This window comes from Bacillus sp. GW823-FHT06B01 (assembly GCF_058952315.1).
In genome coordinates, this window is sequence record NZ_JBXAHR010000003.1 from 316,922 (window position 1) to 338,577 (window position 21,656).

Consider the following 21,656-nt stretch of genomic DNA (forward strand, 5'->3'; position numbering starts at 1 on the left):
AATTACGCTCTTATTCATTCAATCATTTAGTCTGAAATTGCTTGAAACGCTTTTCTACACCGATCTCTTTTTTGCAGTCTTCTTCTATATTTTTTTCTATCCCGCTTTACTCCTTGTATATACATGAATAAGCTAACGAGAAGGAAGAAAGCACATTGCATCGTTAAAATGTACGGTGACATGCCTTGCAATGGTTGTTTCGGATCATATAAATGAATAGGTGCTCCGCCTATTGAAGGAAGTATTGTATTTAGCAGGACGTACGGAATGGAGGCAACTGCGAATGGAAAGAGAATTGCCATATAGTCCTTTTGTGACCATACAGATGCAGCAAGTCCTAAAAGGGCCATTAAACCTGCAAATAAGAAATTAATTCCGATATATACAGTAATGTAAGTGAGAGGTGCATCGAAATATAGGTTTGCGAACATTCCATCAGCATTTATGATGCCTGAACCAATCGTAGGTGTTCCGTCTGGAATGGTTAATTTGCAAAATAATAACGATAAGATGAATGGAAATGTATAAAGAAATCCTCCGCAAAAAAACGTAACGATATATTTCATTATTGAATAAGGAAATAATGAAATCTCCTTACTCACAAACGGTTTAAAACCATCTGACTTATCCGAATTGTAACTTGTACTAAAGGGGAAACTCGCAATAACTGGCATTAATAATAAATAAACATCCATTTCATTGTCGCGAAATCCGATCCATTTTATATCTGTTGAAATAGGTCCACTCGCTGCGTCTCCTAAATAACGAATTACATAGTAATAGTGATAAATACAAATAAGAACGAATCCACTAAACATAATAATTAAAGAAATACGACTACAAAAAGCTTGCTTTATATTTAAACGAAGCGCACGCATCATGACTGAAAAAGCCTCCACTATTTTGATAAACTTGTCTATTTTCTATATTACTATTAAATGTAAACATTTTCTTGTTTTTTTATTTGATTATTTGAAAAAAGGGAAATTTGTTGTTGTTAAGTAAGGTTTAATTGTATATCTTAAGAACACCTTTTCCTTTTCTCTTTTCTTCTGATACACTATGGACAGTAATATATAACTTGACTGGAATTTTTTATGCTGGAAATAATAAAAAAGAGAACTTGTATACAATGTAAGCGTGTGGTAATATCAAAGATGTACTGATTGACTATATTATCCAATTGGTCATTTTTGGAGGTGACGATGTGGCGATAGATCGAAAACGTTCTATTATTGAAGCTGCAACAAAGTCTTTTTCAGCGTTCGGTTATAAAGCAACAACGATGGATCAAGTAGCGAAGTTAGCGAATGTAGGAAAAGGAACGATTTATACTTTTTTCAAAAATAAAGAAGAGCTATTTGGCGAAATTATTTCTAATTTAATTACAGAAATGAAGCAAGTTGCAGAAAATGCAATTCGTTCAGATGTTTCATTTTTTGAAAATGTACATAGAGCATTATATAGCATATTAGAATTCAGAAAAGAACATCAGCTCATGATTAAGTTAATTCAAGAAGAGCGTGATATGGGAACGAAAGAAGTACAAGAAGTGATGCAACAAGTAGATGTGGAAATCGTTTCTGTCATTCAATCGTATTTAAGGATTGCGATTGAAAAAGGTGAGATTAGCAAATGTGATCCAGAAATTACAGCATTTATTATGCTTCGCTTATACGTATCGCTTATTTTTGATTGGGAAAAAAATCATGAACCGCTAGAAAAAGAAAAAATTGCAGAATTATTTGAACTTTATTTATTAAAAGGATTGTCAAACTAAGATAATCCTTTTATTATTATAAAAAAGTGACCACTTGAACAAAATGGTCATATATTTATTTTAGGGAGGGATAATAGAAATATTCACTTCATATGAAGAAAAAGTTGCATAGTATAAATTCGGGGATAAGGCATATGTATGAATCAGTATAGCCTTTTTGTTTGGGTAAAAATGACCAATTGAACATTTTGGTCATTTTAAAAAGGGGGAGAAATGATGAAAGGAAATCAGTTACTTCGTAAAGAGTTCACACAAATTATAAAAAGTAAAAAAATATTAATTCCAATTATCGCTGTTTTATTCGTACCGATTTTATATGCGGGTATGTTTTTATGGGCCTTTTGGGATCCGTATAAACAGTTAGATGATTTACCAGTTGCGGTAGTCAATTTAGATAAAGGTGCAGTATTTGATGGGAAACCAATTGAGGTCGGAAAAGGGCTCGTTGATAATTTAAAAGACAATAAGAGTTTTAAATGGGAATTTGTAAGTGAAAAAGAAGCGAAAAAAGGAATGGAAGGCAGAAAGTATTACATGTTAGTACGCATTCCAGATAACTTCTCAAGTAACGCTACAACGTTATTAAAAGATGATCCAAAACCATTAAACTTAGAATACATTCCGAACGAAAGCTTAAATTTCTTATCTTCACAAATTGGCGGAACAGCCATTGAAAAAATTAAAGGTGAAGTATCAAGTACGTTAACGAAAACATATGCAGAGAAAATGTTTGATTCCATTCAAGACGTCTCAAAAGGATTAGCAGATGGGGAGGAAGGAGCAAACAAACTACACGACGGATCAAGTGAGCTGCATGATGGTTCAAGTAAAGTGACAGATGGCCTTCATACACTTCAAGGGAAGTCTGGAGAGATGAAGGATGGAGTTCAGAAATTAGCAGATGGATCTAATAAATTAGTAGATGGGTCAGGCAAAGTAACAAATGGTTTAAATACGCTAAATAGCAAAACAGGTGAAATGCAGATAGGTATCGGGAAATTATTAGACGGTTCCGGAAAAGTAACGAACGGTTTAAATACGTTAAATAGTAAAACAGGTGAGATGCAAACAGGTATCGGAAAATTAGTAGATGGCTCTGGAAAAGTAACAGACGGTTTAAATACGTTAAATAGCAAAACGGGTGAAATGCAAAAAGGAATTGGTGAATTACATGATGGATCTGAGAAAGTGACCGGTGGTTTGAACCAATTAGTAAGTAAATCCGGTGAATTAAAAACAGGAACAACTGATCTATCAAATGGTATGGGAAAACTTGCTGAAGGGCAAAGTCAATTAGAAAAATGGTCTCAAGAAATTCAAAAGGGATTGCAAGATTTAAATAGTAACGTACAAAAGTCTGCTGCAGGCTTAGAGGAAATGCAGTCGAAAGGCCCTTCTATATTGAATACAGTAAATGAGAAAATAGATGGAGCTGAGGCGAATGTAAATCAGTTAAATGAATTTACGCAATCAACAGCAGGAGATGCAAAAAATGCAGCGCAAGATGTAGCGAATTTACAAAAGCAAATTGAAAGTTTACCGAAAGAATATCAAGAGCAGTTACAACCATTCATAACAAGTGCTGTAAAAAATACAGCGACAGTTCAGCAAAAAGCTGCTGGAGTAGCGGGTGGAACAAATAAATTAAATGAAGAAGTAAAACAATTAAAAGGTGAAATAGATCAAAAAACAGGTTATGGGCAAAGCAAACTACCAAATCCAGCAGAATTAAAATCTTTAACTGTTGGTATTGATCAATTATCCAGTGCACAAAAAGGGTTTGTTGAAAAATTTCAAGGGTTTGGTGCGAAGTTAAATACTGCTAAAGAAGGCGCAAATAAATTTAAAAACGAATCCGGTCAATTAATTGATGTGATAAATCAATTAGCAGATGGCTCGGGTAAAGTAACAGGCGGCTTAGACACATTATCTGCAGGAGCAAATCAAATGGCAGGTGGGGTAAATCAATTAGCAGATGGCTCAAGCCAAGTGACAGGCGGTTTAGGTACATTATCCGCAGGAGCAAACCAAATGGCGGGTGGAGTAAATCAATTAGCAGATGGCTCAAGCCAAGTAACAGGCGGTTTAGGTACATTATCTGTAGGAGCAAACCAAATGACAGGTGGAGTAAATCAATTAGCAGATGGCTCCGGTCAAGTAACAACTGGCTTAGGTACTCTAAATGGTGGTCTAAATAAAATGTCAACTAGCTCAGCCCAGCTAATCGACGGCGTAAATAAACTAGCAGACGGATCAGGGAAAGTAACGGATGGCCTCGTAAAGGTAAACGACGGTTCCGGTGAACTTGCTAAGAAACTTGGCGAAGGGGCAGAGAAAACTGGTGAAGTGAAAGGGACGGATAAAACGTATGATATGTTTGCAAGTCCTGTAAAAGTGAAGACGGAGAAAATGGCGGAAGTTCCAAACTACGGAACTGGATTTACACCGTATTTCTTATCACTCGGTTTATTTGTTGGGGCATTACTATTATCTATCGTATATCCATTACGTGATACAGTTGGCGTTCCGAAATCAGGATTTAGTTGGTTTATTAGTAAGTTCGGCGTATTACTATCAGTCGGTATTATTCAAGCGGTAGTAGCGGATGTTATATTACTATTCGGATTAGGTGTAGAAGTACAAAGTATTCCGTATTTCATACTCTTTAGCATCGTTACAAGCTTAGCGTTTATCGCATTAATTCAATGTTTAGTAACAGCATTTGGTGATGCAGGACGTTTCATCGCCATCATTACATTAATTATTCAGCTTACAACAAGTGCCGGAACATTCCCGCTAGAATTGATTCCGAAGTTTTTACAACCATTCAATGCTTGGTTACCGATGACATACTCTGTATCAGGATTGAAAGCAGTCGTATCAAGTGGAGACTTTAACTTCATGTGGCAAAACGTAGGAATACTCATGATTTTCATCGTGGTACTATCACTTGGAACAATCGCATCCTTAACTTGGATGCACAAACGACAATTTAGAAATATTGCGGAAAACCAATCGGTTGAAGCATAGAAAAAAGCACCTTTTCGGTGCTTTTTTATTTTAATGTAGGGCTAAATAAAAGGACAGGAATTGCAACGATTTGAACAGAAGTATATTACAGAGGAGTTGATATGATGAAAGGAAATCTTACTTACTATTCTATCGTAAATCCGCTAATCATCTTTCTTGTTTACGCCCTTTCACCTATCTTGTTTCACAAAGAAAAATATATAAATATGAAAGATGCACTAGGAATACTTTTAGTTTACTATGTGCTAATTAGCGGGTATTACCTTATGGATGTTGTAAGTGAAAGAATGAAGAAGAATAGTAAGGACAAACAATAAAGTTTTATTGTATAAAAATCAATGGAGGACAACAAAATGACTGAAAGTGAAATGAAATTCAGGGATACGACGATTCGTAACTTTTTCGATAAAGAGGACCGCCTAAAATCGATTCCAGGTCAAAAGAAGAAAAAACTAGTATTGTTAGAGCATTTAATTAGAAAGTTAAACGCTGAAAATCAATATACGGAAAAAGAAATTAATACATTTATAAAACAATATCACGATGATTTCTGTACGATTAGACGTGAGTTTATTGTGCACGGATTTATGGATCGAGAGGATAATATGTACCATATAAATGGGAGAGAGGTTTGGGCGAAGTGGGAGGAGTTAAAATAATGAATCAGCGGGGAAATCCCCACTGATTACGAGTTTAAGCTAGTTGTGCATTTTTTTTTAGTAAGTCTAAGAACTCTTCAATATTTAAACTTGTAATGTATCCCAACGTTATATATTCATCTTCATAGTAAAATATTATTTTTTTATCAAAGATTCTTTTCTTCGTTTCTATAGATACAATTTTTTTATACTCGAATTCGGCAATGAATGTATTTTTAGACCTTCCATAAAAGAGAAGCCTTCTATCAGTAGCCAGTAGCATGCCTGGATGCGGAACTTTATGCGTAATCATATAGCCAGTAAGTGAACAATTTAAAGTAGATATAATAACTTCGTCTTTATGTAATAGTTGTTTTGCAGCTGTTAAGATTGGATTCATTGTGTACATTCCTTTTATTTTGATATACGAATATTGTATCAAGAGTAAAAAGATTCTCAATATGTAATATTGCATATTGAGCGTTTTATAGTTGTAATATTATTTTTAAAAAGAAAAAGTACGAGGTGATTCAATGATACGGTTAGCAAAAGAGGTTGATGCAGAATCAATTATAGATATTAGAAAAGTAATTATATTATCGGAAACTACTACAAAGTTTTTCATAGTATCTCCAAAGAAATTATCAAATGATATGAATGCAGAAAGAGAAAAGATACGGAAAAGTAATGAAAAAGGTAATCTTTACATAGTTTATGAAGTAGATAAAAAAGTGGTTGGCTTTTTAATTTTCAATCGATATGAACTAGAACGCTTACGACATGCAGGTACAATGGGAATGGGGATTAGGGAGGCGTACTGTAATCAAGGCATTGGTACGAAACTAATTGAATTTCTTATTAGTTGGGCTAAAGAGCAGAAAGGTTTAGAGAAAATTTGTTTAGGCGTAGTTTCTGTTAATGATAGAGCGATTAAGGTGTACAAACGTATGGGATTTGTAGAAGAAGGAAGACAAAGAAAACAAATTAAATATGAAGATGGAACATATGGAGATGACGTATTGATGGGGCTTTATCTTGAATAAAATAAAGGAGTTTTCTATTGATAGTAAGTGAGACTTTATGAGTCATCATATAGACGTTGCATATTTTAGTGATAAGACTGCCAATATTGGCAGTCTCTTTTTAGTAGAAGTGCTTACATACAACAAACCTTAAGTTCTAATCGCTCTTTCTGGCGCAGATGATGTGCAAAATGCATAGAAATAAGCTGGAACCATTCTGCTGCATGTAAGTAACCAAGCCCGGGATGTTCGACTTTACAATTACTTGGGATAGAAGAAAGTGTTGGCTCTATGTTTTTTACAATTGTAATTAATTCTAGAAGCTGTTTCTGTACGTTTTCTTTATTAGCTGGGTTTTCAGGCGTATATCCAGGAAGATCTGGTAATTTGATTTTTATGTCTGGGAAAGCTCCCATCATATATACCTTTTCGCCCATATCCGTTTTTGGGTTAGTTGCAGAAGGCGCTTCAGTTCTGCATTTCACGATTGCATTTAACTGCATGCGTGTAGCTGAAATTAAGTGATTATACATTTGATCGAGAGACCATTCCTCATGAGAAGGCTTCATCCTAAATTGTTCTATAGAGTACTTTTCTAATTCCTCTATGTAGTACGTTGCTAACTCTTCAAATTTTTTCATATCACTAACTCCTTTTTATGAAAATGTATTTGTTACTCCCTACTATAAAGAAGTAATGCTGACAACATTATGTCAGTAGTGAAATGCAATAATTAAAGTTGTAACATTTTCTTTGCTTCGTCACGGATTTTCTCAGAAAGAATTTTTGGCTCAAGTACTTGTACTTGGCTTCCCCAACTTAATACCCATTGAAATACTTCGTCTATGTTTCTTGATTTCAAAAAGACGTGAAAACCATTTTCTCTATGCTCGTATGAATCTATAAAGAAGTATCGTGATTCAATAATTTTATGTGCAATATGGGCTGGGAATAATAAATGAATCATCACAGTACGGTTGCTTTCAGGCTGATATTTTTGCAAAGAAAAGTCTTCGGGTTTTGTAAAGAATTCTTGTTCTTGTTGTAGTCCATCCATTCGATCTAAACGGAAATTACGTATTTGTTTTCGAAGTAAACAATGGGCAACGATGTACCAAATCCCTGAAATATTGACTAATCCGTAAGGATGAACGGTCCGTTTTATTTTTGTAGTTTCTCTCGGTTTCAGATAAGAAAAAGAGATAGCCTGTTCTTTTTGAATAGCTTCTTGCAATAAGAAAATTTGATTTTCCAGCTTCTCTTGTTCAGATTGCTGATGTGAAAATATAGGAGAAAGGAAACGAAAAGTTCCTCGTAATTCCTGGGCTTTCTTTTGTTGATCAGTAGGTAGGATAACCTCAAGTTTCTCTTTTGCTGATCGTGCATGTACAGAAAAAGAAGAAGTGAAAGTTTTCTCGATATAATCACCGCCTAATAAAAGAGTAACAGCCTCTTCAGGCGTAAGTTGAATGGGTGGTAGGAAATAACCATCCATTAATGAGTAGCCGTGGCCGGGCATGGCGAAAAGTGGGACGCCAGATTCACTAAGTGCATCCATGTCTCGATAAATCGTTCTTATACTTGTCTCAAATTTTTCTGCTAAGCTTTGTGCTGTAACAGTTTGTCTTCTTTGTAACTCAATTAATATAGCTAATAAACGATCCGTCCGATTCATGAAATATCTCCTTTTATCTTTAATAAATATGCCTCCTGTAAACTTCTAAAACTAATATAAATTTCCCTCCCATTAACATACTTTTCCCTATGTATAATATTAATATAGTAAAATCATAACAACCGATATTGCAGTTTCCAATAATATACTATATAATCAGTTTAAGAAAACGTTTTCATGCAAAGGGGGAGAATTTCGTGTCGACTATAGAGGACGTGGCGAAATTAGCGGGGTTATCAAGGACAACGGTTTCTAGGGTAATCAATAATCATCCATATGTTTCAGATGAGAAGAAAAAAAGGGTTCAATTAGCAATGAAGCATTTAGGTTTCGTTCCTAATTCTGCGGCGAGAAGGCTTCGTAAACAAAAGACGGAAACAATTGCGGTGCTAGTTCCAAGGATTACAAATCCTTTCTTCAGTCGATTTATTGAAGCAATCGAGATTGCTGCTTCTGAACATAAATATAAACTGATTATTTGTCAAACAAGATATTTACCGGAAAAAGAGATGGAGTATTTACAATTATTATCTACGAAACAAGTAGATGGGATTATTCTATGTTCACTAGAAAATCCGTGGGAAGATGTAGAGCCATACTTACAGCACGGTCCAATCGTGTTATGTAATGAATATATTGAGGAAGCAAATGTTCCGACAGTGAAGTTTGATCATGCACAAGGAGCATACATAGCTGCTAAGCATGTGTTAGAACAAGGATATCGTAATCTTATTTTTTGCCGTGGAAACGAAACTAAAGTGGTTAGCCAACAGCGAAAAATGGGCTTTTTACGTGCCATAACGGAGAAGAGCCGCCAAGTAGAAGCGATCGATTTTCTTGAAAACGCTTTCTCTTGGGATGATGGAAAGAGAATATTTCATGAAGTATTAAAGGACAAAAAAAATCCTACCGCGATTTTGGCAGGAGGCGACGAGGTTGCAGCTGGAATCATTTCAGAGGCAAAACGCCATGACTGGAGCATTCCAGATGATCTCGCTGTTATCGGTTTTGATAATCAAATATTATCACAGATTACAGAGCCAGGTATTACGACAATTGAACAGCCAATCGATGAGATGGCCCGAAAAGTTGTCGACCTCATGATGGATAAAATCCATACGAAAAATTATCGACAAAAAGAATTATATGAGTTTGAACTGGAGCTCTTGGTGAAAGGTTCAACGATGAAGAAGAATACGATGTTATTAGCCTAGTAGACTATGTCTGCTAGGTTTTTTATGTTCATAAACTACTATTCTTCGTGAACGCAGTCATCACATTTGTTATGGTATGCTTCGTGCTGCTCATCAATTTCTTTCCCGCAATGTGCACAAGTTTTTGTTGGTAAATTTCTGAAAAACTCCATTGGTTGATCGATCATGTCAATCCCTCCATTTCCATTTCTTACTATCATTGTATTAGTACAAAAAACAAAAGTCAACAACTGTTTTATAACAAAATGAAAATTAATGAAAAAGTTTAGGAAATGGATTATAGTTAACAATGTAGGATGTAAGTGAAACATGCATTCCTACTCGGTTTTAGAAAGGATGGATACATATGAAAATGACTGTTGTCGGCTTTTGGGGCGGCTTTCCAGAAGCGGGAGAAGCAACGTCGGGGTATTTGTTTGAACACGATGGTTTTCGTTTACTTGTCGACTGTGGTAGTGGTGTACTAGCACAGCTTCAAAAATATATAACACCATCTGATATAGATGCAGTTGTACTTTCGCATTATCATCACGATCATGTTGCAGACATTGGGGTATTGCAATATGCGAGATTAATTACGAGTGCGACAAAGGGACAACTACCGGAATTACCAATATACGGTCATACGTTTGACGAGAATGGATTCCAGTCTTTAACGCATGAACCACATACGAAAGGAATCGCGTACAACCCAGAAGAAACACTTCAAGTTGGACCGTTCTCGATTTCATTCTTAAAAACTGTTCATCCTGTTACATGCTTTGCGATGCGTATTACAGCTGGTAGTGACGCTGTAGTATATAGCGCAGATTCCAGTTATATTCCTGAATTCATTCCATTCACAAAAGATGCTGATCTTTTCATTTGTGAGTGTAATATGTATGCACATCAAGAGGCTGCAAAAGCAGGGCATATGAATAGTACAGAAGTGGCAAGTATTGCAAAAGATGCAAATGTAAAAGAACTTTTATTAACGCACTTATCGCATACAGGCAACACATCTGATTTAGTAACAGAAGCAAAACAAATTTTCAGTGGCCATATTATGCTAGCGCATAGTGGCTACGTATGGAACTCATGAGGTGATATAATGTTATTTATTGATAATAAAGGAATTACAGATCCTAGAATAAACTTAGCAATTGAAGAATATTGTGTGAAGAATTTAGATATTAACGAAACATATTTACTGTTCTACATTAACGAACCTTCCATTATCATTGGTAAAAACCAAAACACAGTAGAAGAAATTAATGCAGATTACGTAAAAGAACAAGGAATTCATGTCGTTCGCCGTCTATCAGGCGGAGGTGCAGTATATCACGATTTAGGAAACTTAAACTTCAGCTTTATTACGAAAGATGATGGAGACAGTTTCAGCAACTTCAAAAAATTCACAGAGCCTGTAACGAAAGCGCTTGGTAAATTAGGCGTAAATGCAGAACTAAGTGGTCGTAACGACATTTTAGCTGAAGGTAGAAAAATTTCAGGTAACGCGCAGTTCTCAACGAAAGGTCGTATGTTTAGTCACGGTACGTTACTATTTGACTCTGAAATCGATCACGTCGTATCAGCGTTAAAAGTAAAAATGGATAAAATTCAATCAAAAGGCATTAAATCAATCCGTAGCCGCGTTGCGAATATTACAGAGTTCCTAAACGAAGAAATGACGACAGAAGAGTTTAGACAACTTCTTCTAGGAACAATTTTTGAAGGGGAAACAGAAATTCCGACGTACGAATTAACAGAAAATGATTGGAAAGAGATCCATAAACTTTCTGAAGAACGTTACCAAAATTGGGATTGGAACTACGGAAAATCTCCGAAGTTCAACTTACAACATTCACACCGTTTCCCAGTTGGACAAGTTGACGTTCGTCTTGAAGTGAAAAAAGGAACAGTAACAGAATGTAAAATTTACGGTGACTTCTTCGGTTCATTAGATGTGCATGACATTGAAGAGCGTCTAACAGGTGTACAATTTGATAAAGATGCATTCACTGTAGCTTTAGAAGGCGTAGATATTAAACGCTACTTTGGTAATATTACAACAGAAGATTTCTTACATTTGTTCTTCTAAAAATAAGGGAGGCTGCCGTAACGGACAGCCTCTTTTTTTTTGCGTAGATTATCGCGTTTTGTCGGTAAGTCGATATATTTCAAAAATCGCTGATATATTTCGAGTTGCGGTCGATATATATGGAAAATCGCTGATATATTTTGAGTTGCAGTCGATATATATGGAAAATCGCTGATATATTTCGAGTTGTGGTCGATATATTCGGAAAATCGTTTATATAATTTCATTCACCATAAAATCACAGGACATTTGCTCCTTATAAAGGAATATATATATTCAAAAGGAGGCGAATTGAAATGAGAAGGGTAATGTACGTTGTATTATTACTCAGCTTCGTCATCGGAATGACAGCTTGTAACGATGAAACGTCCTCAAGTCGCACACTTTTATCGATTGGAAAGCCAGCGAAAGATAATGTTATATATTTTACGCATACAGATAACAGACGAAAGATACAGGAAATACAAGACATGTTTCAAAATAAGAAGTGGAAAAGAAATGAAACATTCAGCACTGTTAATAAGACACCAGATGTCGTTTTTTCAATAGATGAAGACAATACAGGGTTACCGACATTATATGTTACGTTGTATTTTCATGAAGATGGAGCGGACGCGATTAACTTGTTTGGAGAGCACACGACGTTAAATAAAGAGGAACTTACTAAACTTAGAGAAAAGATGAGTGCATATTATCCTGAAATGATTTTTGGCCTAGTTTCATAAATTACTTGCATACAAAATCCCCTTATCCTTCCAAAGTAAACTAAGAGGAGGTGATCTGTTTATATGCAGTTAATGGAATATCACTTGCTACTTTAATTTTCTTTTAATATAATTAATTTAGAATTTTTAAATATTCTAAATTTTATAAAGGTGGGGTTTGTGTGAATCTCGTTCAATCTTTGGCTGAAACGGCGAAAAAGAAGGGGGATAAACCGGCTTATATATTTATGGATCAGTCGGTCTCGTATGACCAATTAAACAAAATGGTCACAAGGTTTTCTGGCAATTTAGCAGAAATGGGCATTGGAAAAGGGGACAATGTCGCATTAGTTGTTGGAAACTCACCACATTTTTTGGTCGGTTTATACGGAACAATGAAAGCTGGAGCAACTGTCATTCCAGTTAATCCAATTTATACAGCAGACGAAATGCATTATATTTTACAAAATGGAGATGTAAAAACAATCATCGTACTCGACGTCCTTCTACCTGTTATACAATCTCTTACAACAAGACTTCCTTCACTTGAAAACATCATCATATGCGAAACCTCATCAGATTTTAACTATACAGAAACCGAAAAAATGAAAACGTTTACGAGAATGATAGGGGCTGGAGATTTAACTTTTGAAGGCCCAGAATTAGATGAAGAAGATGTAGCGGTTATTCTATACACTTCAGGTACAACTGGAAAACCGAAAGGTGCGATGTTAACACATAAAAACTTATATAGTAATGCGAGCGATGTAGCGTCGTATTTACAATATACTGCTGATGATCGCGTCGTTGCGGCTTTGCCAATGTTCCATGTATTTTGCTTAACAGTGGCGGTAAATGCACCGATTGTGAACGGAGCAACTATTTTAATGTTACCGAAATTTAGTCCGAAAGAAGTATTCCGTATTTGTCGTACGTACGAGCCAACGATTTTTGCTGGTGTACCGACGATGTACAATTATTTATATTTATTCGAAGAAGCAAGCGCAGAAGATGTGAAGACGCTTCGTCTTTGTATTTCAGGTGGTGCGTCAATGCCAGTTGCTCTTCTGCAAAACTTTGAAAAACGTTTTGACGTAATCGTTTCAGAAGGATACGGTTTATCAGAAGCATCACCAGTTACTTGTTTTAACCCGCTAGATCGTCCGCGTAAACCTGGGTCAATCGGTACAAATATTTGGCATGTAGAAAATAAAATTGTGAACGAACTTGGGGAAGAAGTACCTGTCGGTGCAGTCGGTGAATTAATTGTTCGCGGACCTAACGTTATGAAAGGATACTATAACGCGCCAGAAGATACAACAGCGACATTGAAAGATGGTTGGCTGTATACAGGTGACTTAGCGAAAATGGATGAAGAAGGTTACTTCTATATCGTTGATCGTAAAAAAGATATCGTCTTAGTTGGCGGTTATAACGTATACCCTCGTGAAGTAGAGGAAGTATTATATACACACGAATCTGTAGCAGAAGTTGTCGTAATTGGCGTTCCTGATGAAAACTTAGGAGAAGCAGTACGAGCATACGTCGTTTTGAAACAAGCTAACGTAACAGAAGAGGAACTTATGTATTATTGCACGTTACATTTAGCAAAATATAAAGTACCAAAGAGTATTGAGTTTTTAACAGAGCTACCGAAGAATACGACGGGTAAGTTGTTAAGAAGAGCGTTAAAAGAGAAAGCGATGCAAGTTTAAAAATGGGGGGCAACCATCTTTATGAAGGTGGTTGCCTTTGTATTTTTTAGAATTGGTTAAGCTAGAGCACCATATATTTAAACCGTAATATGACTAATAAGGAGGAGATATAAGTGGAGCAGAAGGAATTACGTTTGCGGCGAGTACAATATCTTATTTGTGACATTATGGATGAAATGAACGCTGAAAGTGAGAAGAAAAACTTAGAAATACTGCAGCAAGTCATTGATCATCTTTCAGGTGCGATAGGTGATTTAGTCGATCCATCAAGCTCGTATTCTATTGATTATTTAGAGAGAAAGGTTCATACGGCTCATTATTTACTATTTAAAAATGAACGAAAGGCATATTTGTGCAGGAGATGATATTTTTGCACTTAATTGATAATGATTATCGATTAAGTAGTTGCGTTGCGTATATTTATATAAAAGCAGCTGATACATACTATGTTATTTTTAAAACTTATAAAAAGTAAACAAATGAAAATATGAAACTACCAAAAAAATTTGCTGACTTAAACAATCATTGGGGTGCGAAGTATGCCAATATTTTAATCCAAGAAAACATTTCAGTTGGAACAGATAATGACTGGGCTCCAGATAAAGCGGTAAGCCGCGCAGAAGCAGCACAATTTATTGCGAAGACGGATAAGTTGAAGAAATAAATGAAACGGAATGAGAAATGAAGGCGCACAACGTTCACTTTTGTGAATAGATTGTGTGCTTTTTTTGTTGAGGGGTTTATTAATGGGATAAAGGTGGAGAAAGTATTGCCTCTTTTAATAAGGGGCTCGATAAACTTTATTTAAATCTATACCAAGATAAATGAAGTATTATAATATAAAATTAATTTTCTGTGAATAACAATTATAATATTGTCGGTAAATTGTCGGATTTTGTGCACGAAATCTTCAAAACTTTAAAACTATATTTACTTTACTCTTTCGTTTGTTTACATTGTGATATGTAACATTATATATGTTAAAAATATTTCAGCGAGGTGAGTTTATGGAAGCAAAGAAATGGTATAGGTACTTAATCCAACTTATCGTAGTTGCATTAATTGTTACCTCCATACCACTGAATGGATTGGCAGAAACGGCACCACCGTTTACACCATCTCCAAATTCAGAACAAAGGCCAGAAACAGAAAAGAAAGAGGAAAAGGAAAAGGAAAAGGAGTTACCAGCTCCACATCCAGATCAGTTAAAGAAGGATAAGGCTAAAGCACAAGCAAATCCGACTGAGATTGTAGAAGAAAGAACGGAAACAGAAAAAGTTTTCGATAATAATGATGGTACGTATACGAAAAAGGTATATACGGAACCAATTCATGTTGAGAAAGATGGAAAGTTAGAAGAGGTTTCACCGAAATTAGTAGAAGCACCAAATGAAAAAATTGTAACAGAAAATACAACATTAGAACCAGAGTTCGAGAAAACAGCACAAGATGGAAAGTACGTTCAATTTAAAGTAAAAGATCATACGATTCAGTACAAATTAATGAGTGCAAATGGTGAAAAAGGTGAAGTGAAGCCGTCACCAGCTACTGCAACACATGAAAATAATACAGTCTGGTATAAAGGGATTTTCCCGAATATTGATTTAAAGAGTACGACGTTTAATGAAAACGTAAAAGAAGATTTTGTATTACGTGAATATACAGGACATCACATTTTTACTTTTGCATTAGAAACAGATTTAACACCGAATATACAGGAAGATGGTTCAATCGACTTCCAAAATGAGAAAAAAGAAAAAGTCTTCACATTACCGAAACCGTATATGAATGATTCAAATGTGGATCAACAATCAGGTGAGGCTGTAACGTCAGATGCGGTTCGTTACAATCTTGAGAAGAAAGATGAAAAAACATATACATTAACTGTTACCGCAGACCCGCAGTGGTTACAAGCACCAGAGCGAAAATATCCGGTATATGTGGATCCTTCTGTTGAACTAGGTAACTTTGAAAATGCGTACGCTGCAAGTGCCTATCCAACTGTAAACTATTCAGGAGGAAAACTTTGGGATTCCGGTCAAAATGCTTACACGTTAAAAGTAGGGTATTATGATGGGTCATCTGGAACAAACTTTGCATTTGTTAAACCGAATGTTTCAAATTTAAAAGGTGCAAAGATTGAAGGTGCTACATTCCATGCCTATACAGTTTGGCATTATTATGCGAATCAACCAAATGGTGTTTGGTTAGATGAAGTTACAGGTAGCTGGAATGTTGGTGGAGTGAACTGGAATAATAAACCGAACTCTGCAAATATTGCGCATGCTGATGTAACAAGAGGACAATGGGCAAAATTTAACGTAACAAATACAGTAAAAGCATGGGTGGAAGGCACAAAACAAAATAACGGCTTTAAGCTACATGCAAACGGAAATGGACAAAACCATTGGAAAAAATTTATTGCAGCTGAAAACGGAGCAAATGCACCGTACTTAGAAGTGAAATATTCTTACGCAAAACCGAATAAGCCAAGAGTACAAACTTACTCAAATGGTAGTGGTAGTGGTTCAGGTCACTTCAATCTACAATGGGATGCAGTTCCAGGAGCAACAGGTTATAAAGTTGCTATTTTTAATGGGTATGATTATGAATATATTCCTGTTGGGAATGTGACTAGTTGGACGACAAAAGATAAAAAAATCTTCCCGACGCCAGCAGAAATTGCACAAGGGGAATTTGAGTTCCATACAGATGGTACAAGTAGTGGTGGAGAAGCACCAGTTAATCCAGGGCCAATTTATAAAAATGCTCATTTAGCAGGTAGTCCCTATGGAGATTATAGTTGGAGACGTGGTTATTGGATTCGTATTGTTGCGACATATCCATTTGGTGATAGCCCGCTTTCAGATGAAGTAGTTCCATTTATTCCATTAGAGCAAGTGAAAAAGCCAGATGGTTCAGCTTACATTAATGCGACCGATAAGGCAACAGGATATGTGACATTGAAATGGGACCCGGTTCCTGAAGCATCTGGATATAAAGTTTGGATTTATAACGGAAAAGATTATGAAGCGTTCGATGTCGGAAATAAAACGAATTGGACAACGCAAAATGAGAAGATTTGGCCAACGAAAGATGAAATCGCAAAAGGTCAATATTTACTTCATCATGATAAAAAAGGGGCAGAATTAGCAGTTGATCCATCACCTGTGTATAAGAATTCTGGTGGAATCTATGCAGGTGCGCAAAACTATTGGTTCCGTGTAACAGCGTATAGTACAGCGGGGCATGCTGAAAGTGAAATTTCTCATGAATTTGTACCTAAATTCTCCCAAGACTTTGGATTTATGGGGATGTTTGATTACTGGGCATCTATTCCCGTTTTAAACGGACAAGTCAATGCTACAAATGGTAACTTTATCATGAGTGAGAAAGATATTACATTATCAGGGCGCGGACCGGACGTATCAGTAGAAAGAACGTATAATAGCCAAAGTAAAAAGGTAGGTCTATTTGGTACGGGTTGGTCGAGTGGATTAGAGGAAAGAATTTGGGCCGACGGAAATGGAAACTTACTGTTAATTTCTGCCAACGGAGCAAATGTTACATTTACTAAAACTGGAGACAATAAGTATCAAGCTCCTACTGGTATATATTTAGAGATTAAGCAAGTATCAGGCGGATATGAAATAAAAGATAAAGATCAAACTGTTACATTCTATAAATCTGGTGATGCACAGGGGCGTATTGAGTATACAAAAGATAAATATGGAAACACGACGACGTATGAATATGATGGTGAATCCCGTTTATCAAAAGTAAAGAATGTTTCTGGTAAAGAGTTAGTCGTACAATATGATGGTAATAATAAAAAAGCAGCAAATGTAATCGGTCCAGATAACAAGACTATTACATTTAAGTATGATGGAGATTTACTCGTTTCTTCTACAACACCAGAAGGAAAAGTATATAAATACGGATATGATAATGGGGTACTAACATCTATTTATGATCCACAACATACAGATGCTAAACCATATAAAACATCGTATGCATATGAGAATGATAGATTAGTAAAAGTAACGGACCCATTAGGTAAAGCTACGACATTAGCATATAATACAGGTTCGAAGGAAGTTACGTTAACGAACCCTAAAGGACGTAAGACTGTTTATACGTATAACGATGCTGGAAATCCAGTGAAAACAGTTGAAGATGTGGGACGACTGAATTTAACGACATCGTATGAATATAATGCAAACAATTTAGTAAAAACAACAACTCCTAAAAATCAAACAGAAACAGCGACCTATGACGGTAATGGGAATGTAACTTCTGTTACTGATGAAATGGGAACTGAGAAGTTTGAATACAATAAAGACAACGGAATTATAAAAGCGACAGATAACGAAAATCGTGAAACAACAGTTGCCTATAAAGCTGCAAATACAGAAGTCTCTGAAACTGACCAAGCAGCAAATACATCATCTTTCATGCAGTATGATCAGTTTGGAAATCCAATTGAAACAACGAGAGAGTTAGGGACAGGTGAAAACCTAATTCAAAATCCAAGTTTTGAGATGAATGATACGCAGAGATGGACTGAAGAAAAGGGTAATAGCCAAGGAGCATTGAGAAAAGATACAATCTTTGCGCCAGGTGGATTGGGCGGATCTTCATCATTACGAATGATTGTACAGGCGCAAAATACTGGCTGGGGATATCATAGTGCGATTCAAGATATTGTAGTAGAACCAAATACAACATATACATTAAGTGGGATGATGAAAACATCATTAACACATGCTGGTGCATTCTTTAATGTTCAGTTGTTAAAAGAAGATGGAAATCCTCTTGATGGTGGAAATAATTGGTTTGATACGCGTCATAACAGGATAGAAGGCGAGAAAGATTGGACGAATCGCCAAGTAACTTTTAAGACGACAGGCCAAACGAAAAAAGTTAGAATATATCTACAAGTTGATTATAATCGAGCAGATTCAAGTGGTTCTGCATGGTTTGATAAGATGCAACTTGAAAAAGGAGAAGTGTCTTCAAGCTTTAATCCAATTGAAAATAGTAGTGTAGAGAATATGACGGAGAAAGGTTGTATTCCAGGATGGATTCGAGGCAATGGATCAAGTTGTGATCCGAAAGATACTTCCCATGAGGAAAGCTTTACAGGAGATTCGTCTATTGTATTAGAACGTAGCCAATATGGTGGTTCAGATGTAGGCTATGGTGCGCATATACATTTAAACCAACAAAAAGCAGAAACAATTACATTAACAGGGATGTCTAAATCTCAGAATGTAGAAAATACTGCATCAGATAAGCTCTCACGAGATTATTCTATTTGGGCAGATGTGTATTATCAAGATGGTAGTGGTACGAACTATCAGGCAAAATTCCCAAGTGGTACAAATGATTGGAATCGTAGTGCAGTTGTCATTCCTGCCACTAAACCAATTAAGCGTATGGAAGTCTACCTTCTATTTAGAAGAGAGAATAAAGGAAAAGTTTGGTTCGATAATATTCGTGTACTAGAAGGTAACGCTCTTATTAAAAACGAGTACGACAACGATGGAAATGTTGTTGCTGCGTATGATGAAGAAGGACAGAAGAATACATTCACATACGATGCATCAGGAAATAAAAAGAGCGAGACAGATGAAAAAGGAAATACAAAACTATATGATTACAACAAAGATAATCTATTAACGAAGGTTACATTAAAGAATGGTACCTCTGTTAATTATCGTTATGATCATAATGGAAATACAACAGAGAAATCTGTCATGTTTGGTGGGAAAACGCAAACACACAAATATGAATATGATGTAGATAATAAAAATACAGTGTATATTGATGCGTTAAACCGTCGTATTGAAAATACGTACGATGAAAATGCAAACAAGATTAAAACAACAATGCCAAACGGCTCTATTTTAGAATCTGTATATGATACAGCAGATCGCGTCGTTGGCGAAAAACGCAATGGAAAAGATTCATTTACATTTGAACGTGATCAAAATGGACAAGTTACGAAAGTGAAAGATCTTGTCAACGGCGTAGAACGCACGAAAACATACGACAAGGCTGACCGCGTTACAAGCGCAACAGATAGCCGAGGCGGAAAAATTGACTGGGCATATCACGATAAAGCAAACAGTAAGACAGAAAAACTAAAAGAACAAACAGTAACGCAAGGCGGATACACAAATAAAGTATCGTATGACTACAACACGTTAGATCAAAACATTCGTGTGACAGACGGTTCTCAAACGTATCGCTTTGATTATGACGATCAAGGAAATGTTCGTACGTACACAGCTGGAAATGGTTCAGGTTCTACCTTCAACTATGACCATGCGAACAAAATTAAAGATTTAGTAGTAGGTACGTCAAATAGTATTTTACTTTCTGAACGATATGAATATGACCAATCCGGTAACCGTACGAAGATCAAGCATGAAGGTGCGGGCGGAAAAGTAACAGAAACAAACTTTGTCTATGACCCGATTAACCAATTATTAAATGAAGCACTACCAAACGGAACAAGTAAATCTTACACATATGATGGATTTGGAAACCGTACAAGTGTGAAAGTTGTAGAGAATGGAAAAGAAACAAAATCTATAGCGGCAACATTTAATGAAGGAAATCAGCTTGTAAAATTCGGAAACGAATCGTTAACGTATGATGCGAATGGAAATCGTACATCTGATGGGAAGTATAAGTATACATGGAACGAAGATGATCAGATTGTAGCTATCACAAAACAAGGTGAGAGCAATGCATTTGCGACTTATAAATATGATGACGATAATCGTCGTATTGAAAAGAGTGTAAATGGTCAAGTAACACGCTACTTTTATAATGGAGATAGTATTAGTCCGTTATATGAGACAGATGGAAATGGCAATGTTCTTCGTCAATATGTATATTCGCTAGATGGTTCACGTTTGGCAATGAAATCACAAGGTCAAACGTTATACTATCACTATAATCCTCGTGGTGACGTAGTTGCGATGACGAATCAGGATAAAGAAGTTGTAGCAACGTATGAATATGATTCGTGGGGTAACGTATTAAAGAGTGATACGAAAGGTATCGCAGCAGACAATCCATTTGGATATGCGGGATATATGTATGATAAAGAGATTGGCATGTATTATCTGATGGCACGTTATTATAATCCAGATCATGGTGTGTTCGTATCGATAGATCCTGACCCAGGTGATGACGACGATCCAGTCACGCAAAATGGTTATACGTACGCGGATAATAATCCTGCGATGATGACGGATCCAGATGGTCATTCACCAACGTTAATAATTAATGCTGGTTTTGCAATTTACGATGGATATGGTGCATATAAAGCAGGAAAAGGCGCAAAGGGAATTGCTATGGCTGCCGCTAAAGGTGCAATAGGTGGTCCAAAGCTTAAAGTATTTAAAGCAGCAAGAAAAGCAATGCGTATAGATAAAGAAAATGTAAAAAGACTTAATAACATAAAGAAAAAACCAGGGACGTATGTTATTGATTTCGAAAAGGGATATAGGTATATTGGAAAGGGAACTAGAGCGAGGGCTCAACAGTCAGCAAAAGACAAACAAAAAGCATATGGTACCAAACCGGTTTCTATTGCATGGAAACCAGCAAAAAATAGTAACAGTGCATTTATAAGAGAGTATCATATAATGAGGAAAAATGGTTTCCCACATAATAAAATGTTATATAATAAAATAAATAGTCCTGGTAAGAAAAAGTATTACCAACAAAGTAGTAGAAGAAGATAGGGTTTGAAAGTCGAATTTTGAATTTGTATAACTAT

Annotated in this window: 17 protein-coding genes and 1 pseudogene; 13 read left to right on the forward strand and 5 right to left on the reverse strand. The window is 35.9% G+C overall.

The window, feature by feature from the left end; genetic code table 11:
• Window positions 1-26: 26 nt before the first annotated feature.
• On the reverse strand, window positions 27-881 hold the full coding sequence (locus AC1Q8N_RS14810) for a hypothetical protein (protein ID WP_493521256.1): 855 nt from the start codon (window positions 879-881) through the stop codon (window positions 27-29).
• 326 nt (window positions 882-1,207) lie between these two features.
• On the opposite strand from AC1Q8N_RS14810, the gene AC1Q8N_RS14815 reads away from it, so the two are divergent.
• From AC1Q8N_RS14815 to AC1Q8N_RS14830, 4 genes are all read left to right on the forward strand, one after another.
• Window positions 1,208-1,780, forward strand: a complete 573-nt coding sequence (locus AC1Q8N_RS14815; RefSeq protein ID WP_327957915.1) for a TetR/AcrR family transcriptional regulator — start codon at window positions 1,208-1,210, stop codon at window positions 1,778-1,780.
• 216 nt (window positions 1,781-1,996) lie between these two features.
• Window positions 1,997-4,810: a YhgE/Pip family protein gene (locus AC1Q8N_RS14820; protein ID WP_493521257.1), complete on the forward strand. Its 2,814-nt coding sequence runs from the start codon at window positions 1,997-1,999 to the stop codon at window positions 4,808-4,810.
• 101 nt (window positions 4,811-4,911) lie between these two features.
• Window positions 4,912-5,127: a hypothetical protein gene (locus AC1Q8N_RS14825; protein WP_098077602.1), complete on the forward strand. Its 216-nt coding sequence runs from the start codon at window positions 4,912-4,914 to the stop codon at window positions 5,125-5,127.
• Window positions 5,128-5,163: 36 nt separating this feature from the next.
• Window positions 5,164-5,469: a DUF2087 domain-containing protein gene (locus tag AC1Q8N_RS14830; RefSeq protein WP_141519981.1), complete on the forward strand. Its 306-nt coding sequence runs from the start codon at window positions 5,164-5,166 to the stop codon at window positions 5,467-5,469.
• A 34-nt stretch (window positions 5,470-5,503) separates the two neighbouring features.
• On the opposite strand, the gene AC1Q8N_RS14835 is transcribed toward AC1Q8N_RS14830, so the two are convergent.
• On the reverse strand, window positions 5,504-5,857 hold the full coding sequence (locus AC1Q8N_RS14835) for a PH domain-containing protein (RefSeq protein WP_116442971.1): 354 nt from the start codon (window positions 5,855-5,857) through the stop codon (window positions 5,504-5,506).
• A 124-nt stretch (window positions 5,858-5,981) separates the two neighbouring features.
• Between AC1Q8N_RS14835 and AC1Q8N_RS14840 the strand changes: the two genes are divergently transcribed.
• Window positions 5,982-6,491, forward strand: a complete 510-nt coding sequence (locus AC1Q8N_RS14840) for a GNAT family N-acetyltransferase (protein ID WP_048545303.1) — start codon at window positions 5,982-5,984, stop codon at window positions 6,489-6,491.
• Between the two features lie 113 nt (window positions 6,492-6,604).
• Here the strand turns inward: AC1Q8N_RS14840 and AC1Q8N_RS14845 are convergent, their stop codons facing one another.
• Window positions 6,605-7,111: a DinB family protein gene (locus tag AC1Q8N_RS14845; RefSeq protein ID WP_493521258.1), complete on the reverse strand. Its 507-nt coding sequence runs from the start codon at window positions 7,109-7,111 to the stop codon at window positions 6,605-6,607.
• Window positions 7,112-7,203: 92 nt separating this feature from the next.
• Window positions 7,204-8,145, reverse strand: coding sequence for a helix-turn-helix transcriptional regulator (locus AC1Q8N_RS14850; RefSeq protein ID WP_048545298.1), 942 nt, complete (start codon window positions 8,143-8,145; stop codon window positions 7,204-7,206).
• Window positions 8,146-8,342: 197 nt separating this feature from the next.
• Between AC1Q8N_RS14850 and AC1Q8N_RS14855 the strand changes: the two genes are divergently transcribed.
• Entirely contained in the window at window positions 8,343-9,359 is a 1,017-nt protein-coding gene (locus AC1Q8N_RS14855) for a LacI family DNA-binding transcriptional regulator (protein WP_000103725.1), read from the forward strand.
• A 38-nt stretch (window positions 9,360-9,397) separates the two neighbouring features.
• On the opposite strand, the gene yhfH is transcribed toward AC1Q8N_RS14855, so the two are convergent.
• The gene (gene yhfH / locus AC1Q8N_RS14860; RefSeq protein WP_000567010.1) at window positions 9,398-9,526 is read right to left on the reverse strand and encodes a protein YhfH; all 129 of its coding nucleotides are present in this window, start codon (window positions 9,524-9,526) and stop codon (window positions 9,398-9,400) included.
• A gap of 179 nt (window positions 9,527-9,705) precedes the next feature.
• On the opposite strand from yhfH, the gene AC1Q8N_RS14865 reads away from it, so the two are divergent.
• The 7 genes and pseudogenes from AC1Q8N_RS14865 (at window position 9,706) to AC1Q8N_RS14895 (ending at window position 21,621) form a co-directional block, all read left to right on the forward strand.
• Complete coding sequence (locus tag AC1Q8N_RS14865; RefSeq protein WP_098077612.1) at window positions 9,706-10,440, forward strand: MBL fold metallo-hydrolase; 735 nt, start codon at window positions 9,706-9,708, stop codon at window positions 10,438-10,440.
• A gap of 9 nt (window positions 10,441-10,449) precedes the next feature.
• Entirely contained in the window at window positions 10,450-11,439 is a 990-nt protein-coding gene (gene lplA, locus AC1Q8N_RS14870) for a lipoate--protein ligase (RefSeq protein ID WP_493521259.1), read from the forward strand.
• Between the two features lie 296 nt (window positions 11,440-11,735).
• Window positions 11,736-12,164, forward strand: coding sequence for a hypothetical protein (locus AC1Q8N_RS14875; protein ID WP_098068671.1), 429 nt, complete (start codon window positions 11,736-11,738; stop codon window positions 12,162-12,164).
• A gap of 161 nt (window positions 12,165-12,325) precedes the next feature.
• Window positions 12,326-13,858, forward strand: a complete 1,533-nt coding sequence (locus AC1Q8N_RS14880; protein ID WP_098077618.1) for a fatty acid--CoA ligase family protein — start codon at window positions 12,326-12,328, stop codon at window positions 13,856-13,858.
• 113 nt (window positions 13,859-13,971) lie between these two features.
• On the forward strand, window positions 13,972-14,223 hold the full coding sequence (locus tag AC1Q8N_RS14885) for a hypothetical protein (protein ID WP_000435469.1): 252 nt from the start codon (window positions 13,972-13,974) through the stop codon (window positions 14,221-14,223).
• 113 nt (window positions 14,224-14,336) lie between these two features.
• A pseudogene (locus AC1Q8N_RS14890) lies at window positions 14,337-14,522 on the forward strand (S-layer homology domain-containing protein); the annotation flags it as partial.
• Window positions 14,523-14,865: 343 nt separating this feature from the next.
• The gene (locus AC1Q8N_RS14895) at window positions 14,866-21,621 is read left to right on the forward strand and encodes a DNRLRE domain-containing protein (protein ID WP_493521260.1); all 6,756 of its coding nucleotides are present in this window, start codon (window positions 14,866-14,868) and stop codon (window positions 21,619-21,621) included.
• Window positions 21,622-21,656 lie beyond the last annotated feature (35 nt).

What these genes read in the sequence shown, in the direction of transcription:
- AC1Q8N_RS14810 (WP_493521256.1), bottom strand. Translation starts at nt 881, where the DNA reads ATGATGCGTGCGCTTCGTTTAAATATAAAGCAAGCTTTTTGTAGTCGT.
- AC1Q8N_RS14820 (WP_493521257.1), top strand. Translation starts at nt 1,997, where the DNA reads ATGAAAGGAAATCAGTTACTTCGTAAAGAGTTCACACAAATTATAAAA.
- AC1Q8N_RS14825 (WP_098077602.1), top strand. Translation starts at nt 4,912, where the DNA reads ATGATGAAAGGAAATCTTACTTACTATTCTATCGTAAATCCGCTAATC.
- AC1Q8N_RS14830 (WP_141519981.1), top strand. Translation starts at nt 5,164, where the DNA reads ATGACTGAAAGTGAAATGAAATTCAGGGATACGACGATTCGTAACTTT.
- AC1Q8N_RS14835 (WP_116442971.1), bottom strand. Translation starts at nt 5,857, where the DNA reads ATGTACACAATGAATCCAATCTTAACAGCTGCAAAACAACTATTACAT.
- AC1Q8N_RS14840 (WP_048545303.1), top strand. Translation starts at nt 5,982, where the DNA reads ATGATACGGTTAGCAAAAGAGGTTGATGCAGAATCAATTATAGATATT.
- AC1Q8N_RS14845 (WP_493521258.1), bottom strand. Translation starts at nt 7,111, where the DNA reads ATGAAAAAATTTGAAGAGTTAGCAACGTACTACATAGAGGAATTAGAA.
- AC1Q8N_RS14850 (WP_048545298.1), bottom strand. Translation starts at nt 8,145, where the DNA reads ATGAATCGGACGGATCGTTTATTAGCTATATTAATTGAGTTACAAAGA.
- yhfH (WP_000567010.1), bottom strand. Translation starts at nt 9,526, where the DNA reads ATGATCGATCAACCAATGGAGTTTTTCAGAAATTTACCAACAAAAACT.
- AC1Q8N_RS14865 (WP_098077612.1), top strand. Translation starts at nt 9,706, where the DNA reads ATGAAAATGACTGTTGTCGGCTTTTGGGGCGGCTTTCCAGAAGCGGGA.
- lplA (WP_493521259.1), top strand. Translation starts at nt 10,450, where the DNA reads ATGTTATTTATTGATAATAAAGGAATTACAGATCCTAGAATAAACTTA.
- AC1Q8N_RS14875 (WP_098068671.1), top strand. Translation starts at nt 11,736, where the DNA reads ATGAGAAGGGTAATGTACGTTGTATTATTACTCAGCTTCGTCATCGGA.
- AC1Q8N_RS14895 (WP_493521260.1), top strand. Translation starts at nt 14,866, where the DNA reads ATGGAAGCAAAGAAATGGTATAGGTACTTAATCCAACTTATCGTAGTT.